Here is a 17315-nt window from a genome sequence, read left to right as displayed (position 1 = left end):
AGCCTATGTGGGGGACGGGGCCTGTGACGTCTCTTGGGTCGCCTCCGCGGGGACGTCGAACACCTCGCCGTTGCGCGGCACACCGATCCCGTACCACTCGAAGGGGATGCCGCGCGCCGTATCCGGGTCAGGGCCGTCCATCAGCTGGAAGTGCAGGTGCGGCTCGGTCGAGTTGCCCGAGTTCCCGCAGCGGGCGAGCAGTTGTCCGGCGCGGACCCGGTCGCCTTCGCGGACGGCGAGCGAGCCGCGCTGGAGGTGGGCGTACGCCGCGTAGGAGCCGTCGCCCAGGTCCAGCACCAGGTAGTTGCCCAGGATCCGGCCGACGCCTGAGATCTCGCGCACCGACGCCTCGGCGAGCATCAGGTACAGCAGCGCGGGCAGCGACGTACGGCTGAGGTGGTCGCGGTGGCGGTCGGTGGCCCGTACGACCGTGCCGTCCGCCACCGCGAGGAGCGGGGCACCGAAGGCCGGGAAGTCCCGGTTGGGACGGGCGAGCGGCCACAGCCGGCGGAAGCGTGGGCGGGCGCCCGGCTCGGGCTCGGCGACGATGTCGATGGCGAACGTCTGGCCGTAGGCGTGCGTGCCGTGGCTGGGGGTGCGGTCTGCGGGGCTGTTCAGCGCGGTCCAGCGGCCGGTCACCGGCGGGGCGACAGCGACGGGCGCGTGAGCCGCCGGCCTGCGGTCGGGGGTGCCGCCCCACCGGTTCATGACGATGACGACGGCAATGGCCAGGACCAGGGGCACCACGTACCACCACCAGCGGTGGCCTAAGCGTTCGCCGACGTCGAACGAGATGTCGGCTGCGATCAGCACGAGGGGAGCCAGCAGCAGAAAACGGCAGGTCAACATGGCGATTTTACGAACTGACATTGGTTTCCTCTGCCCCCGTTTGATGTCTTGCCTCGGTCAGGTCCTGGCCGTGGACAGCGCCACCAGCAGCGGTACCACCCGGCCCGCCGGCACCTCGTAGCGGCCGCGTGCGGTCGTGTGCAGCCAGCCGGCGCCGGAGAGCTGGCGCAGATGGTGGTAGATCTGGCCGGTCGTGCCCACCTCGTCCAGCTCGGCGAGTTCGGCCGCAGTGCGTCGGCCACCGAGGATCTCGCGGAGCAGGCGCAGCCGGACCGGGTGGCCGAGGGCCGCGAGCGGCTCCGCGGCCCGGGTCCAGTCCTCGTCCACCAAGTCTTCGGTCAAGGTGCCGTGCTGCCACTCGTACCGCTCCCCCGTCGGCAGTCGTACGGCCCCGGTGAACAGGACGCCTCCGTCGGTCGCGCCCAGCTCGGCCAGCTGCTCCTTCAGCCCGTTCAGGGCCCAGAAGTCGCTCGCGTCGGGCTGTGGTGCGGTGCGCTGCGCGTTCTCCAGTGCCGCCAGGCGGCGTTCGAGATCGGCGACGCGTTGTTCGAGTTCCTCTTGCACTCCCCGGGTATTACGTAACTACGTAATTACGTTCAAGGGTACCGGCGTGCAACCACCCGCAAGTGTGATCGTCGGCCAAAACCGCCCCGCACCGCCGGGCGCGGAGAACACTGGCCTTCACCTGGAAGGAGGTGCAACATGACGGTTATGGCCGAGCGCACGTCTCAGATGACGGTGGAGGAGTTCGAAACGATCGCCTCCGCCGCTCCCGAGACCGTCACGTTGGAGTTCATCAACGGACGGATCGGGGTCAAGAAGGTGACGGACGGAGACCACAACACCATCGTGGCCTGGCTGGCCCGGCGCTGTATGCAGAGCAGGCCCGACCTGGACCTGTATCACGGCCAAGGGCTACGGGTGGAGGCGTACCGACAGGGCAGGGCGAAACCGGATGCGGTGCTCGCGCCCGAGGCCCACTTCGCGGGCCACGGTGAGTGGGCCGACCCGGACGGCGCGCTCATGGTCGTCGAGGTCACCTCGTACGACTCGGACACCGACCGGCGGGACCGGCACGAGAAGCCCGCCGCGTACGGCCAGTCCGGAATCCCCTTGTATCTCTTGATCGACCGGGATGCCTGCACGGTCACCGTGCACAGCGCCCCGGACCGTCAAGTCGGTGGCTACCGCGACATCCACACCGCGAAGTTCGGTGAGACGGTCTTCCTCCCCGACCCGATCGGCATGGAACTCGACACGGAGATCCTCAAGAACTACGTCCGTTGAGCCGAGAGCCCCCACCCGGAAACGCGACTCACAGCGCGGCTCCGGACGGGGGCTTCGGACGTCAAGGAACGGTGGCTCAGGCCAGCAGCGCCGGAATCGTCTCCTCGTGGGCCTTCCGCAGCTCCTCCAGGGACAGCTGGAACTCGCCCTGGACCTCCACCGAGTCGCCGTCGACGACACCGATGCGGGTGGCGGGCAGGCCGCGTGCGCCGCACATGTCGTTGAAGCGGACCTCCTCGGAGCGCGGTACGGCGACGACCGCGCGCCCCGCCGACTCGGAGAGGAGGAACGTGAAGGCGTCGAGCCCGTCCGGTACGACCAGCCGCGCGCCCTTGCCTCCGAGCAGGGCCGACTCGACCACGGCCTGGATCAGACCGCCGTCGGACAGGTCGTGCGCGGAGTCGATCATGCCGTCGCGGGAGGCGGAGATCAGGATCTCGGCGAGCAGGCGCTCACGCTCCAGGTCCACCTGCGGCGGGAGCCCGCCCAGGTGGTCGTGGATGACCTGCGACCAGGCCGAGCCGCCGAACTCCTCACGGGTGTCGCCGAGGAGGTAGAGCAGCTGCCCCTCCTCCTGGAAGGCGACCGGCGTGCGGCGGGCGACGTCGTCGATGACACCCAGGACGGCCACGACCGGGGTCGGGTGGATGGCGGTCTCGCCCGTCTGGTTGTACAGGGACACGTTGCCGCCGGTCACCGGGGTGCCCAGCTGCCGGCAGGCGTCGGCGAGGCCGCGCACGGCTTCCGCGAACTGCCACATCACCGCCGGGTCCTCGGGCGAGCCGAAGTTCAGGCAGTCGGAGACGGCGAGCGGCTTGGCGCCGGTGGTGGCGACGTTGCGGTACGCCTCCGCCAGCGCGAGCTGCGCGCCCGTGTACGGGTCGAGCTTCGCGTACCGGCCGTTGCCGTCGGTCGCGATGGCGACACCGAGTCCGGACTCCTCGTCGACGCGGATCATCCCGGAGTCCTCGGGCTGGGCGAGGACGGTGTTGCCCTGCACGAAGTGGTCGTACTGGGAGGTGATCCAGGACTTGGAGGCCTGGTTGGGGGACGCCACCAGCTTCAGGACCTGGTCCTTCAGCTCCTCGGACGTCTCGGGGCGCGGGAGCTTGTTCGCGTCGTCGGCCTGGAGCTCGTCCTGCCAGGACGGGCGGGCGTACGGGCGCTCGTAGACGGGGCCGTCGTGCGCGACCGTGCGCGGGTCCACGTCGACGATCTTGCCGCCGTGCCAGTAGATCTCCAGGCGGTCGCCGTCCGTCACCTCACCGATGACGGTGGCGATGACGTCCCACTTCTCGCAGATCTCCAGGAAGCGGTCGACCTTCTCGGGCTCGACGACCGCGCACATCCGCTCCTGCGACTCGCTCATGAGGATCTCCTCGGGGGAGAGCGTGGAGTCGCGGAGCGGTACGTCGTCCAGGGTCACGCGCATACCGCCCGAGCCGTTCGACGCCAGTTCGGACGTGGCGCAGGACAGGCCCGCCGCACCCAGGTCCTGGATGCCGACGACCAGCTTCTCCTGGAAGGCCTCCAGGGTGCACTCGATGAGGAGCTTCTCCTGGAAGGGGTCGCCCACCTGGACGGCGGGACGCTTGGAGGGCTTGGCGTCGTCGAAGGTCTCGGAGGCGAGGATGGACGCGCCGCCGATGCCGTCGCCGCCGGTCCGGGCGCCGTACAGGATGACCTTGTTGCCCGCGCCGGAGGCCTTCGCGAGGTGGATGTCCTCGTGCCGCATCACACCGATGGCACCGGCGTTGACCAGCGGGTTGCCCTGGTAGCAGGAGTCGAAGACGACCTCGCCGCCGATGTTCGGCAGGCCCAGGCAGTTGCCGTAGCCGCCGATGCCGGCGACGACACCGGGCAGGACGCGCTTGGTGTCGGGGTGGTCGGCCGCGCCGAAGCGCAGGGGATCGACGACGGCGACCGGCCGGGCACCCATCGCGATGATGTCGCGGACGATGCCGCCGACACCCGTGGCCGCGCCCTGGTAGGGCTCCACGTACGAGGGGTGGTTGTGCGACTCGACCTTGAAGGTGACCGCGTAGCCGTGACCGACGTCGACCACACCGGCGTTCTCGCCGATGCCGACGAGCAGGGCGTCGGACTCGGGGGCCTTCTCGCCGAACTGGCGGAGGTGGACCTTGGAGGACTTGTACGAGCAGTGCTCGGACCACATGACCGAGTACATGGCGAGCTCGGCACCGGTGGGCCGGCGGCCGAGGATCTCGACGATCCGCTCGTACTCGTCCTTCTTCAGACCGAGTTCGGCCCAGGGCAGCTCGACGTCGGGGGTCGCGGTCGCGTGCTCGACCGTGTCCAGAGGCGTCCGGCTCATGCGCCCACCAGCTTCTTGAGGATCGAGGTGAAGAAGGGGAGGCCGTCGGTGCGGCCGGTGCCGACCAGCGGCTCGACGGCGTGCTCGGGGTGCGGCATCAGGCCGACGACGTTGCCGGCCTCGTTCGTGATGCCGGCGATGTCACGGAGGCTGCCGTTGGGGTTGAAGTCCAGGTAACGGAACGCGACCCGGCCCTCCGCCTCCAGCTGGTCGAGCGTGTACTCGTCGGCGACGTACCGGCCGTCCATGTTCTTGAGCGGGATGTGGATCTCCTGGCCCGCCTCGTAGTCGCTGGTCCAGGAGGTCGTGGCGTTCTCCACCCGCAGCTTCTGGTCGCGGCAGATGAAGTGCAGGTGGTCGTTGCCGAGCATCGCGCCGGGCAGCAGATGGGCCTCGGTGAGCACCTGGAAGCCGTTGCAGATGCCGAGCACCGGGAGCCCGGCCTTCGCCTGCTCGACGACGGTCTCCATCACCGGCGAGAAGCGGGAGATCGCTCCGGCGCGCAGATAGTCGCCGTACGAGAAACCGCCGGGCAGGACCACGGCGTCGACCTGCTTCAGGTCCTTGTCCTTGTGCCAGAGAGCGACCGGCTCGGCACCGGCCAGCCTGATCGCGCGCTGCGTGTCACGGTCGTCGAGACTGCCGGGGAAAGTGACGACGCCAATACGGGCGGTCACTTTCCTGCCTCCGCCTTCTCTTCCTCCACCTTCACGGTGAAGTCCTCGATCACCGTGTTGGCGAGGAAGGATTCCGCCAGTTCATGGATGCGGGCGAGCGCGGCGTCATCCACCGGTCCGTCAACTTCCAGTTCGAAACGCTTTCCCTGACGTACGTCGGAGACGCCCTCGAATCCGAGGCGCGGCAGCGCGCGCTGCACCGCCTGGCCCTGGGGGTCGAGGATCTCCGGCTTGAGCATGACGTCGACTACGACGCGTGCCACTGGCACTCCCGGTGTGTGGTGCTGAGCAGGTTCCTTCAGACTACCCGCACAGAATTTCTACGCGAGTAGATTCGTAGGAATCTACGTGATCGCCGTCACGATCAGGTATCGGGCGGCTCACTTGGTGGAAAGCTTCGGGAAAGATCGGGGACACCTATTGCGCAGAGGACACGCTGAGAGTTTTAGTCGGGCTTCACATTCCAATGCCGGGCCCTGTACAAAGTAATTGGCAATAGTCGATACTTTGCCCAATACCCCAATTACAGTCGGACAGCCGACATCTCGTCCGACACCTCGATGGCGTAGCAGCACGTCATGGAGGTGATCGCATCAGCGAGGTGTCGCACGAAGGGACCGATATTCGTGGCGCAGCGTGTCGTAGTCACTCTCTTCGACGACATCGACGGCTCGGAAGCGGCGGAGACGATCGCCTTCGGACTCGACGGCAAGTCGTACGAGATCGACCTCAATCAAGCCAATGCCAAGAAACTGCGCAAGGCACTGGCGCCCTACGTGGAGGCCGGCCGCAAGCGGTCGAGGTCCGGCAAGACGTACAAGCAGACCGACGTGGCCCCCGACCCGTCCGCGGTCCGCGCGTGGGCCCAGTCCCACAAGATGGACGTCCCCGCCCGCGGGAGGATCCCCAAGAAGGTCTACGAGGCCTTCGCGGCGGCGCACTGAACCCTACGGCGTCCGGGTCTCGGGGGTGCGCCGACAGCCGGTCATCCGTCCGCTGAGACAACCGACTTGCGCAGCACCCCTGTTGATCAGCTAGAGTCTGGAGCACGCCGAGGGGCGAGGCCGAAGGGCCCGGCTCACGGAGTCACGCGGGTGTAGTTCAGTAGTAGAACATCCCCCTTCCAGGGGGAAGGCGCAGTGTGCAATTCCTGTCACCCGCTCTGCATCGCCGGTCCGACCACACATGTGGATCAGGTAGGCTGGTGCTCGCGCCGATCGGTGAGAGCCGGTCGGAAGCAATGCGGACGTAGCTCAGTTGGTAGAGCGCAACCTTGCCAAGGTTGAGGTCGCGAGTTCGAGCCTCGTCGTCCGCTCCAGGAAGCGCAGGAAGTAAGACCTCGGTCAGTCGACCGGGGTCTTTCTCGTTTTCCGGGAGTCTCCGGCTTGTTTCGAGGAGTCTCCGGTCCGTTCGGCGGTCCGTTCGGCACTGACATTTGTCATGGGGAGTGATGACAGGCCGCACTGCCGTCGGCGTCGAACCGCGCGGACGCTGAAGGCATGAACACGAACGGGCACAAGGACGTGATTGAGGTCACTGACCTGCGGCGCGTGTACGGGGGCGGGTTCGAGGCCGTACGGGGGATCACCTTCTCCGTGGGCCGGGGAGAACTCTTCGCGCTCCTGGGCACGAACGGCGCGGGCAAGACGTCGACGGTCGAGCTGTTGGAGGGCCTGGCACCGCCGGCCGCGGGTCGGGTGCGGGTCCTCGGGCACGATCCGTACAGGGAGCGGGTGGCCGTACGGCCGCACATCGGCGTGATGTTGCAGGAGGGCGGCTTTCCGTCCGAACTGACCGTCGGGGAGACGGTACGGCTGTGGGCCGGCTGCACGAGCGGGGCACGGCCCGCGGCGGAGGCCCTGGAGCTCGTCGGCCTCGGGCGGCGGTCCGGGGTGCGGGTCAAGCAGCTGTCCGGGGGCGAGAAGCGGCGCCTCGACCTGGCACTCGCGCTCCTCGGCCGCCCCGAGGTCCTCTTCCTCGACGAGCCGACGACCGGGCTCGACGCGGAAGGACGCCAGGCCACCTGGGAGTTGGTGCGCGAACTGCGCGACGAGGGAACGACGGTCCTGCTCACCACGCACTATCTGGAGGAGGCGGAAGACCTGGCCGACCGCCTGGCCATCCTCCACGAGGGCCGTATCGCGGCAACCGGCACCCCGGCGGAGGTCACCGCGTCCCAGCCGTCCCGCATCGCCTTCGACCTGCCCGACGGCTACTTCCTGGGCGACCTGCCCCCACTGGCCGAACTGGGCGTGACCGACCACGAGGCGGCGGGCCGCAGAGTCCGGCTCCGTACGCACGAACTCCAGCGCACCGCCACCCGGCTGCTGCTGTGGGCCGAGCGCGCCCGCGTGGAGCTGGGCGGCCTCGACATCCGGTCGGCGTCCCTGGAGGAGGCGTTCCTGCGGATAGCGCGTGAGGCCGCGGGTGCCACAGAAGCCGCCTTGGAAGGAAGTCGGGGTGGCGCGACGGCCCGGAAGGGGGCGGCGGTATGAGTGCCGTGACCAGTGTGCGGGTGGGTGATGCCGCGGGGACGACCACTCCCGCCGGGCGCATGGCGGCCCTGGCGCGGGCCGAGTTGGCCCTGCTGGGCCGTGCGAAGGCGACGCTGCTGGTGGCGGTGTTCGTGCCGTTGGTGATGCCGTTCAGTCTGCGGGCTTCCATCGACCAGATGGACCTGGACGGCACCGGACTCTCCGTGGGCTCCGTCCTGTTGCCGGCCACCATCGGCTTCTCGCTGCTCTTCGCGGTCTACAGCTCCCTGGTGAGCGTGTACGCGGCGCGGCGCGAGGAGCTCGTGCTCAAGCGGTTGCGCACCGGAGAGCTGAGGGACAGGGAGATCCTCGCCGGCGCCGCGCTGCCGTCGGTGGCGATAGGCCTCGTCCAGTGCGTGGCTCTGGCCGTCGCCTGTGCCGCGCTCCTGGACGTCGGCGCGCCCCGGGCAGCCCATCTCGCCCTCCTGGGACTGCTGTTGGGGCTCATCATGTGGCCCGCGCTCGCGGCCGTCGTGGCGAGCTTCAGCAAGAGCGTGGAGGGCGCCCAGGTCGCGGCCATGCCGCTGCTGCTGGTCTCGATGCTGGGCTCGGGCACGTTCGTTCCGCTCGAAGTCATGCCCGACCGCCTGGCCTCGCTGTGCGAACTGCTGCCGCTGACACCGGTGATCACCCTGCTGCGCGGCGGCTGGACCGGGGATCTGTCCGCCTACGACACCCTCGGTGCCGTCGCCCCGGCGGTGGCCTGGACCGTGCTCGCGGTGTTTGCTGTACGACGGTGGTTCCGGTGGGAACCGCGGCGCTGACGTACGGGGAGCAGGGGGGCGAGCAGGGGATGCGCATGCCCGGGGGATGGTGGCGGAGCAAGAGCACGCCGGCGAAGGTCGAGACATACACACGGTGGACGTACCACTTCTTCGCGGTGTTCGAGGTCGTGGTGTTCGGCCTCCCGGTGCTCGCGCAGGTGCCCCTGCGGTTCTCGGGATGGCTGTTCGCGGCACTCTGCGGGCACGCACTGCTCAGCACGGCAACCGCCTCGCGGGCGGTCGACTGGACCCGGGGCAGACGCGAGCAGCCCCTACGGCTCATGGGGACGCTCGGTGCGGTGACGGCGCTGTTCGCGGCGGCCACGTTGCTCGTCACCGATGCCCTGCCCGCCGACTCGGAGTCCTTGGGCGCGCTGGGCTCGTTGGCAACGGGCGCGATGGGAGTCGGCGTCGGCACGATCACTCTGGGCATGCGCAGAAGGAGGTGGATGGCCGCTCTGGTGGCGGGCTTCGCCGTGGGCTGCCTCGCCCTGGCGCTCCTCCTGCACGCTGCCCCGGACGACGCCGTGGTGGCGGCGCTCGCGCTGATGCTCTTTCCCGGGTTCATGGCCTTCGCCGCCGCCTTCTCCGTCTGGCTCCTCAACGCCGTCTACGAACTCGACGAGGCCCGCGAGACCCGCGCCCGGCTCGCCGTCGCCGAGGAGAGGCTGCGCTTCGGGCGCGACCTGCACGACGTGATCGGCCGGAACCTGGCCGTGATCGCGCTCAAGAGCGAACTGGCCGTGCAACTGGCGCGCCGGGAACGCCCCGAGGCCGTGGAGCAGATGATCGAGGTGCAGCGGATCGCACAGGAGTCGCAGCGCGAGGTCCGGGACGTCGTACGCGGATACCGGGAGGCCGACCTGGGGGTCGAACTCACCGGCGCGCGAGGCGTGTTGAACGCGGCGGGGATCGCATGCGAGGTGCGCGGCGAGACGGCCGGGCTGCCCGCCGAGGTGCAGTCGGCGCTGGGCTGGGTCGTCCGCGAGGCGACCACGAACGTACTGAGGCACGGGGATGCCGCACGGTGCGATGTGGGGATACGGGTGCTGGAGGGGCGCGTGGTGCTGACCGTAGAGAACGACGGGGCGGAGAGCGGTGGGGTGGAGGACGAAGGGGTGGAAAACGAAGGGCCGGCGAACCGCGGGGCGGCTGGCGCACCGCTGGAGGGCCGTGGGTCGGGGCTGGCCGGGCTGCGGGAGCGGCTCGCCGCGGTGGACGGGACGCTGGAGGCCGGTCGGGTCCGCAAGGGCGTGTTCCGGGTGGTGGCCGAGGTGCCGTTGGCAGTGAACGAGGCCACGGCATGAGTGTGCGGCTCCTCCTCGCCGACGACGAGCATCTGATCCGGGGCGCGCTGGCGGCACTGCTCGCGCTGGAGGACGACCTCGTGATCGTCGCCGAGGCGGCCACCGGGCCCGAAGCACTGGCGATGGCCCGGGCGCACGCCCCCGATGTCGCCGTACTGGATCTTCAGATGCCCGGCGCGGACGGTGTGAAGGTCGCCACATCCCTGCGCTCCGATCTGCCGGACTGCCAGGTACTGATCGTGACCAGTCACGGCAGGCCGGGCCATCTGAAGCGTGCGCTGGAGGCGGGAGTGCGCGGGTTCGTCCCGAAGACCGTCAGCGCACAGCGGCTCGCGGAGATCATCCGCACGGTGCACGCCGGGAACCGTTATGTGGACCCGGAGTTGGCAGCCGACGCGATCTCCGCCGGTGACTCGCCGCTGACCGCGCGGGAGGCCGAGGTACTGGAGCTCGCCGCCGACGGGGCGCCCGTCGCGGAGATCGCCGAGCGGGCCGCGTTGTCACCGGGGACCGTACGGAACTATCTGTCGTCGGCCGTCACCAAGCTCGGGGCCGAGAACCGTCATGCCGCGGTCCGTCTCGCGCGTGAGCGAGGTTGGGTATAGTTGCTCTCGCGCCACGGCGCAGTGCGGACGTAGCTCAGTTGGTAGAGCGCAACCTTGCCAAGGTTGAGGTCGCGAGTTCGAGCCTCGTCGTCCGCTCCAGGAAGTCTCCAGAGCGTAAGGCCCCGGTCATCTCGACCGGGGCCTTCGTCGTGCGGGTGCGGGTGTGCGGGTGCGGGTGCCGGTGCGGTCAGCTCCAGCTCGTGCCCGTCAGTCGCTCGTACGCCTCCACGTACTTCGCGCGGCTCGCGGCGACGATCTCCTCCGGCAGGGGCGGCGGGGGCTGCTCGCCCTTGCGGTCCCAGCCGGAGGCCGGTGAGGTGAGCCAGTCCCGTACGAACTGCTTGTCGAAGGACGCCTGCGCGCGGCCCGGCTGCCACTGGTCGGCGGGCCAGAAACGGGAGGAGTCGGGGGTGAGGACCTCGTCGGCGATGACGAGGGTGTCTCCCTCGAAGCCGAACTCGAACTTCGTGTCCGCGAGGATGATGCCGCGTTCGCGGGCGATGTCGCGGGCGCGGGAGTAGACGGCGAGGGTCGCCTGGCGCAACTGGGCGGCGGTGTCGGCGCCCACCTGGCGGGCGACCTCCTCGTACGAGACGTTCTCGTCGTGCTCGCCGACCGCGGCCTTGGTGGCGGGGGTGAAGATCGGAGCGGGGAGTTCCGAACCGTCGACGAGGCCTTCGGGGAGGGCGAGGCCGCAGACGGTGCGGGTCTCGTTGTACTCGGCGAGGCCCGAGCCCGTGAGGTAGCCGCGGGCCACGCACTCCACCGGCACCATCCGCAGGGATTTGCAGACCAGGGTGCGGCCCTCCCAGTCGGCGGGGGCGCCCGGCGGGAGATCGCTGCTCAGGACGTGGTGGGGGACCAGGTCCGCGATCTGGTCGAACCACCACAGCGAGAGCTGGGTGAGGATGCGGCCCTTGTCCGGGATCTCGGTCGGCAGCACCCAGTCGAAGGTGGACGTACGGTCGCTGGCGACCATCACGAGGTCGCCGGCCGCGTTCTGGTACAGCTCGCGCACCTTGCCGGTGTGCAGATGCACCAGGCCCGGCACCTGGATGGGTTCGGGCTTTTCTACGAATCCGGGCACGGTTCCTCCGCGTGGTGATGTCCAAGTGGCTCGATTCTCCCGTATGCGGAGGATCGGTCCGGCTCTGGGTCCGCACGAGGAGTCCGAGACCGACCGGGGGTCCGACCGGGCGTCCGACCGGGAGTCCGCCCCGGGGTGGTCATTCTCGTTTGCAGATGCGGTCCAGGAGGTTGGCCGTGGCCCGCTGGATACGGGTGTCGACATGGCCGGGGCGGTCGAGTGCCGGGGACCAGGCGAACGTCCCCGACGCGAAGACCCAAGCGCCGGAGGGGGCCCGGTAGAGAGAGGTCTCCTGGTGACGGATGACGCGCTCGCTGTCCCGGTACGGGGAGTGCGCGAGAAGGATGCGGCCCTGGTGCTCGGGGAGCGGGGCGCGTGGGAAGTAACGGTCGGCCTCTCCCGCGACCATGCCCTCCAGCTCGTCGCCCTCCTGCGTACCGGTCGCCTCCCACAGCCAGTGGTCCGCGTTGCGAACGACCAGCGGCTGGGCGTCGGGAACCCTGCCCGCGTACTGGATACCGACCACTTCCTGCTCGGGACGGTCGATCTCGCGCCACAGCACGGGCCTGCCCGGTCCTTTTCGTTTGCGGCAGGTCAGCAACCGGTCGGGGACGCCGGACGGGGAGGGGGCCAGCTCCACCTGCCAGTACATGGTGTTGGCGGAGAGGAAGACCAGGGAGGTGCCCTGGTCGCGGGCGAGTTCCACCGTGCGGCGCATGGCCTGCGACCAGTACTCGTCATGTCCGGGGAAGACCAGGCCGCGGTACCGGGTGGGGTCGATGCGGCCGGCGTGCAGGTCGCGGGCGTCCGCGTAGGCGAGGTCGTAGCCGTAGCGCTCGGCCCAGCGGATGAAATCGTAGGCGTGGCCGACGTGGAGCGGGAGGCCCGCGCCCGCGTACGGGCGGTCGAAGGAGACCGTGGTCGCGGCGTCCGCCTCGCCGAGAAGACGGCCGCCCCCGTCCCAGGCGTGGTACAGGCTGGCGCCGGTGCGGCCGTCCTCCGGGTAGAGGTTGTAGGCCTGCCAGGTGACGTCCGGGAGGACGAGGAGCAGGTCGGCCGGGTGGCTGTCGCGGATGGTGAACGGGACGTGGGAGCGGTAGCCGTCGACGGTGGTGAGGACGGCCACGTACGCGCCGATCTTCCAGTAGCTCGGGATCTGCAGACGCCAGGAGAGCCACCAGTGGTGGCAGGAGACCGTGCGGTCGGCCGTGAGCGGCGGCGGCTGGACGATGCCGGAGAGGCGGGGGCTGGTGGTGATCTTGCTGGCACCGTCGCCTCCGTAGTGCCCGATCCGGTAGATGTCGACGCTGAACTCCTGGGGCGGGTCCACGGTGATGTGGAAGTCGATCGACTCACCGGGGACCGCGGCGCCGGTCTTCGTGAAGCCCTTGATCTGGAGGTTCACGTCGTCGGCGGCGCGGGGGCCGTTGATGTGCTCGGGTTCGCTTCGGGGGCCGGGGATCCGAGGGCGGCCCCTGCGGGGTGAGGTGCCGGGCGGTGTGTCGTTCTGGTCGACGTACCAGGGGACGATCTGGCCGCTGTCGTCGAAGTACGTCTCGGTACCCCGGAGCCAGGGGACGGGGCCCTGGCCGAAGGGGTCCGTCACGGCGTGCGCGAGTGCGCCCGACTCCCAGCGGCGGATCTTCTCGGACCCCATACGTGCTCCCCTCCCTCGTGCCCCCGTCGTCCTGCGGTGATCGTTCGGGTGGGCGGGTGGTTGTGGTGCCGTGCGAGTGGTGACTCTCGTGCTTGGCGAGCACCGATCCATCCGTCTGCCCGCCCGTCTTTCCGTCCGCCCGCCGTCCGACCACCGTCTATGCCCTTGCCATGTGCTCGAACGATCCCAGCACATCACATCAGGCACGCACTCCGTCACTGTTTGTCGTGAATTGACGTGAACGGAACGTGGGGTTCCGCCCAAAGGTGGGGTTCCGCTTGCCGGTGGGTGTGGTGGGGCGCATTGTGCTCGCGCTCAGACGAGGCGGACCGGCTTCTCGGGACGGACGCCCAAGTGCCGCAGCCAGTCCCGGAGGGGTTCCGGGTCGCCGTCCTCGACGAGGGTCAGAACTCGGGGGGCGAGGCCGACGGCTCGTTTTCCGTTGATCAGGAGGGACGGGCCGTCCAGCCAGTCGAGCCCCGGTGCCGCACCGGCCGTGTCCATCGCGGCGCAGCACACCATCGCCGTGACGTGGTCGGTGAGGAGCTCGCGGCCCGTGCGCGGGGGCTGCAGAGGGAAGAACGGCGGCATGTCGTCCCACAGGGCCAGGTCCGGTCCCTGCGGTTCCGCCGTACCGCCAGGCACCGTCGTCGTGCCCGCCGACGCCTCCTCACGGGCCACCTCGGCGCTCAGTCCGGCCGCCAGCGCGGCCGCCCGCTCGCTGCCAAGGCCCAGTTCCTCACCGAGATCCGCGTCCGCCGACTCCGCGCCGTGGGGCACGACCGGGCGTGCATCGTCCGACGCCGACTCCGCCGCCGACTCCGCGCCCGGGTTCTCCGCCACCCACTCCGCGCCCGGGTTCCCGGGCTTGGCGGTGGCGGCCCTCACCGTAGTGGCCTCCCAGGTGGTGGCCTCCCAGGTGGTGGCCTCCGGGGTGGTGGCCTCCGAGGTGGTGGCCTCCGGGGTGGCGGACGGCTCGGCGCCTGCGGTCCCCGGATCGCCGGCTGACTCGCGGCCTGCGGTCTCCCGCTCACCGCCTGCGCCTCTCACTGGTCGGTCTCCGTCCGCCCTCCCATGACCGGCCAGTGTCTCGCCCTCGCCCTCGTCCCCAAGCCTCGGCCGCGGCCCCGGCTCGGCGCCCCACACCGTCTCTCCGCGCACCGTCGGCCCCCGGACCGTCAGGTGGTCCAGCACCCGGGCCAGGGTCGGCCCGCCGGGCTCGGGCTCCCCCGTGTTCGCCGTGTCCCCCGTGTTCTCCGTGTCCGCCATGTGCCGGACTCCTAGGGAGTCCAGGACTCGGTGGAGCCGGGCCGCGTCCGTGCGCCACTTCCGGTCGACGACCTCGTCCGGGTACTCGCGCCAGTCCACAGGAGCCCAGTCGGGCCCGGACTCGGCGGGGCCGCCGTGGAAGAGGCGGGCGGCGAGCAGGGACGCGGCCTCGTCGACGGCGCCGGGTTCCTCCAGGAGGTCACAGGCCGGCCGCTCACCCAGCCGGGAGGCGAAGCCCTCGGCCAGGCGGTCGCGACGGGACAGCTCCGTGAGGGCCGCGACCACGCCCGCGTCGAGGCGGGACGGCCAGCGGCCCATCCGCCAGGCCGGCAGCGCCACCCGGGTGAGCAGCCGGTCCCAGCCCGCGTACGCGAGACCGACCTGCTCCTGGGCGACGATCCGCAGACCGTAATCCACAGCCTGTGCACGCTCGGCCGCCGCGGCCGCCACGCCCCGTTCCATCTCGGCCGCGTGGCCCCGGCAACCGCGCAGCAGCAGCCGGGCCACCCAGCCCACACCGGCCAGCGTCGTCCGGGCCAGAGGTCCATGTGTGGGTGCCGTCGTCACGGCCACGGCCGCGTCCAGCCCTCGTACGAAACGGCGAGCGGCGGCTATGTCCGGGTGGGCCGACGGCCCCGTACCGGCGATGACCGGGGCGAGGACCGCGCGCAGCTCCCCGACCCGCATCCACCACAGGAAGGGGGAACCGATCACGAGCACGGGGGCGGTGGGCTCGCCGCGTCGTCCGGGCGTCGTCGCACCGCTCACACCGCTCCGTATGCCGCCGCTGATGCCCGACAGACCTTCTGCTCTGCCCATGCCCTCCGGGGACGGCGGCGGGCCGTGCGAGCGGTGGGTGCGGTCCTCCAGCCAGCTGTCGCAGTCCGGGGTGAGCGCTATGGCGGAGGGGGCCGGGACATCGAGCCGGTCGGCCAGGTCCCGCACCATGCGGTACAGATCGGGGGCCGACTCCTCGGCGATCGGGACCGTGGGGCTCGTGGCGGGCCGGGCGCGGGCGACGACGAGTGCGATGCCCACGGCGCAGAAGAGCACAACGGCGGCCACCACCGCCACGACCCAGCGCGTCACGGGCCAGACACCGCCTGTGATGTGGCCGGTGGCCCCGCCGGCGAACAGCACCACGGCGACCGCCGCGGGCAACAGGGCCACGGCCATCGCCCGGCTGCGGATGCGCAGCACGGCGAGGGCCCGGGAACGCGCTGCCTGCGCGCCCAGCTCCACACCCATACCGGTCACGACCGGCCGTCACCCCCTCCCGTCCCGACTGTCCCGTACCCCGCACGACGCGCGCCGTGACGATGTCCGTCACCGCCGCCGCCGGATGGCCTGGTGTTGCTCACTCCCCCACTGTGGCACCCGCCACTGACATCGCAATGCCGGTGGGCCAAGTGCCGGACCGCTTGCGCCGCACCCTAGTTGGGGCTGTCCGCCCCGTCAGCCGGATGGGGCATCGGTCACTCGATGGAATGGCTCTGGGGAGAGGTGGATGACACTGAGCAAGCATGAGGCCCCGAATTCCCGAGGTGACACTGGAGGTGGCACCAGGGGAAATCGAGGCCCACAAGCAGGGGAGACTTTGCTACGCAGACTACGCGGACTACGCCGACTACGCAGGGTTACGAAGCCGCGTGGGCTCCGGCCGCAGCCTTCTCCGCGATGTCCGTCCGGTGTTGCGAACCGTCCAGCCGGATGCGCCCGACCGCCGCGTACGCCCGCTCGCGCGCCTCGGCCAGATCCGCGCCGAGCGCGGTGACGGACAGCACCCGGCCGCCCGCGCTCACCACCTCGTCACCGTCGCGCTTGGTGCCGGCGTGCAGGACGTACGCCTGCGGAGCGTCCTCGGCCGCCACCTCGGCGAGCCCGGTGATCGGGTCGCCCGTGCGCGGGGTGCCGGGGTAGTTGTGCGAGGCCACGACCACGGTGACGGCCGCGTCGTCGCTCCAGCGGAGGGGTTCGAGGTCGGCGAGGGTGCCGTCCGCGGCCGCGAGCAGGACGCCGGCCAACGGGGTCTCCAGGCGGGCCAGGACCACCTGGGTCTCGGGGTCGCCGAAGCGCGCGTTGAACTCGATGACCCGTACACCGCGCGACGTGATCGCCAGACCGGCGTAGAGCAGGCCGGAGAACGGAGTCCCACGGCGCCGCATCTCGTCGACGGTCGGCTGGAGGACGGTCCGCAGTACCTCGTCGACCAGCTTCGGTTCGGCCCAGGGGAGCGGGGAGTACGCGCCCATGCCGCCGGTGTTCGGTCCCTCGTCGCCGTCCAGGGCGCGCTTGAAGTCCTGGGCGGGCTGAAGCGGGAGAACGGTCTCGCCGTCGGTGATCGCGAAGAGCGAGACCTCGGGGCCGTCGAGGTACTCCTCGATGACGACACGTTCGCAGGCGTTCGCGTGTGCCCTGGCCTGCTCGATGTCGCTGGTGACGACGACGCCCTTGCCCGCGGCGAGACCGTCGTCCTTCACGACGTACGGCGCCCCGAACGCGTCGAGGGCATGGTCGACCTGAGCCGGCGTCGTACACACGTACGAGCGGGCCGTGGGTACACCCGCTTCCGCCATCACGTCCTTGGCGAAGGCCTTGGAACCCTCCAGCTCAGCGGCCTCTCCGGAGGGGCCGAAACAGGGGATGCCGACCTCGCGCACGGCGTCGGCGACGCCGGCGACGAGCGGAGCCTCCGGCCCCACGACGACCAGGCCGGCACCGAGGTCCGAGGCCAGCGCGGCCACGGCCTTGCCGTCGAGGGCGTCGACCTGGTGCAACTGGGCCACCTCCGCGATGCCCGCGTTACCGGGGGCACAGTGCAGGGCGGTGACATCGGGGTCGAGGGACAGGGAACGGCACAGGGCGTGTTCGCGGGCGCCGCTACCGATGACGAGGACCTTCACGGGGTCAGCCTAACCGGCGCGCGAGCGGGCCCTTGTGGGGG

The 17315-nt window shown here is 70.4% G+C and carries 15 protein-coding genes and 3 tRNA genes; 9 read left to right on the top strand and 9 right to left on the bottom strand.

The window, feature by feature from the left end:
- Window positions 1-3: 3 nt before the first annotated feature.
- Together IE262_RS30070 and IE262_RS30065 are read right to left on the bottom strand one after the other, a co-directional pair.
- Complete coding sequence (locus IE262_RS30070; protein WP_189878075.1) at window positions 4-870, bottom strand: M23 family metallopeptidase; 867 nt, start codon at window positions 868-870, stop codon at window positions 4-6.
- 36 nt (window positions 871-906) lie between these two features.
- Entirely contained in the window at window positions 907-1413 is a 507-nt protein-coding gene (locus IE262_RS30065) for an ArsR/SmtB family transcription factor (protein WP_134040057.1), read from the bottom strand.
- A gap of 138 nt (window positions 1414-1551) precedes the next feature.
- On the opposite strand from IE262_RS30065, the gene IE262_RS30060 reads away from it, so the two are divergent.
- The gene (locus IE262_RS30060; protein WP_134040056.1) at window positions 1552-2136 is read left to right on the top strand and encodes a Uma2 family endonuclease; all 585 of its coding nucleotides are present in this window, start codon (window positions 1552-1554) and stop codon (window positions 2134-2136) included.
- 76 nt (window positions 2137-2212) lie between these two features.
- On the opposite strand, the gene purL is transcribed toward IE262_RS30060, so the two are convergent.
- Genes purL through purS form a run of 3 tightly spaced genes read right to left on the bottom strand, consistent with a single transcriptional unit; the run spans window position 2213 to window position 5411 of the window.
- A complete protein-coding gene (gene purL / locus IE262_RS30055) occupies window positions 2213-4471 on the bottom strand; it encodes a phosphoribosylformylglycinamidine synthase subunit PurL (RefSeq protein ID WP_134040055.1) in 2259 nt (752 codons plus the stop codon).
- Window positions 4468-5148, bottom strand: coding sequence for a phosphoribosylformylglycinamidine synthase subunit PurQ (gene purQ / locus IE262_RS30050; RefSeq protein WP_189878073.1), 681 nt, complete (start codon window positions 5146-5148; stop codon window positions 4468-4470). The genes purL and purQ overlap by 4 nt, the downstream gene beginning before the upstream one ends.
- The gene (gene purS / locus IE262_RS30045; protein WP_131567352.1) at window positions 5145-5411 is read right to left on the bottom strand and encodes a phosphoribosylformylglycinamidine synthase subunit PurS; all 267 of its coding nucleotides are present in this window, start codon (window positions 5409-5411) and stop codon (window positions 5145-5147) included. Before purS ends, purQ begins: the two co-directional genes overlap by 4 nt.
- 363 nt (window positions 5412-5774) lie before the next feature.
- Between purS and IE262_RS30040 the strand changes: the two genes are divergently transcribed.
- From IE262_RS30040 to IE262_RS30005, 8 genes are all read left to right on the top strand, one after another.
- Window positions 5775-6092, top strand: coding sequence for a histone-like nucleoid-structuring protein Lsr2 (locus IE262_RS30040; protein WP_134040053.1), 318 nt, complete (start codon window positions 5775-5777; stop codon window positions 6090-6092).
- A 146-nt stretch (window positions 6093-6238) separates the two neighbouring features.
- Window positions 6239-6310 (top strand) — tRNA-Gly (locus IE262_RS30035).
- An 80-nt stretch (window positions 6311-6390) separates the two neighbouring features.
- Window positions 6391-6466, top strand: a tRNA-Gly gene (locus IE262_RS30030).
- Window positions 6467-6647: 181 nt separating this feature from the next.
- Entirely contained in the window at window positions 6648-7643 is a 996-nt protein-coding gene (locus IE262_RS30025; protein ID WP_189878071.1) for an ABC transporter ATP-binding protein, read from the top strand.
- Complete coding sequence (locus IE262_RS30020) at window positions 7640-8446, top strand: ABC transporter permease (protein ID WP_189878069.1); 807 nt, start codon at window positions 7640-7642, stop codon at window positions 8444-8446. The genes IE262_RS30025 and IE262_RS30020 overlap by 4 nt, the downstream gene beginning before the upstream one ends.
- 29 nt (window positions 8447-8475) lie before the next feature.
- The gene (locus IE262_RS30015; RefSeq protein WP_189878167.1) at window positions 8476-9753 is read left to right on the top strand and encodes a sensor histidine kinase; all 1278 of its coding nucleotides are present in this window, start codon (window positions 8476-8478) and stop codon (window positions 9751-9753) included.
- Window positions 9750-10358, top strand: coding sequence for a response regulator transcription factor (locus IE262_RS30010; protein WP_134040049.1), 609 nt, complete (start codon window positions 9750-9752; stop codon window positions 10356-10358). Before IE262_RS30015 ends, IE262_RS30010 begins: the two co-directional genes overlap by 4 nt.
- Window positions 10359-10381: 23 nt before the next feature.
- Window positions 10382-10457 (top strand) — tRNA-Gly (locus IE262_RS30005).
- A gap of 88 nt (window positions 10458-10545) precedes the next feature.
- Here IE262_RS30005 and IE262_RS30000 read toward each other — a convergent pair.
- The 4 genes from IE262_RS30000 to purD form a co-directional block, all read right to left on the bottom strand.
- Complete coding sequence (locus IE262_RS30000) at window positions 10546-11445, bottom strand: phosphoribosylaminoimidazolesuccinocarboxamide synthase (RefSeq protein WP_134040048.1); 900 nt, start codon at window positions 11443-11445, stop codon at window positions 10546-10548.
- Between the two features lie 139 nt (window positions 11446-11584).
- Window positions 11585-13102 carry a N,N-dimethylformamidase beta subunit family domain-containing protein gene (locus IE262_RS29995; protein ID WP_189878067.1) on the bottom strand — a complete coding sequence of 506 codons (1518 nt, stop codon included), beginning with the start codon at window positions 13100-13102 and terminating at the stop codon, window positions 11585-11587.
- Window positions 13103-13417: 315 nt separating this feature from the next.
- Window positions 13418-15619, bottom strand: coding sequence for an ICP22 family protein (locus IE262_RS29990; protein WP_189878165.1), 2202 nt, complete (start codon window positions 15617-15619; stop codon window positions 13418-13420).
- Window positions 15620-16008: 389 nt separating this feature from the next.
- Window positions 16009-17274, bottom strand: coding sequence for a phosphoribosylamine--glycine ligase (gene purD, locus IE262_RS29985; RefSeq protein ID WP_189878065.1), 1266 nt, complete (start codon window positions 17272-17274; stop codon window positions 16009-16011).
- Window positions 17275-17315: the final 41 nt, after the last annotated feature.

The sequence above is a fragment of the Streptomyces bluensis genome (assembly GCF_014650715.1).
Classification (GTDB): domain Bacteria; phylum Actinomycetota; class Actinomycetes; order Streptomycetales; family Streptomycetaceae; genus Streptomyces; species Streptomyces bluensis.
This window is presented reverse-complemented; position numbering and strand designations above follow the sequence as displayed.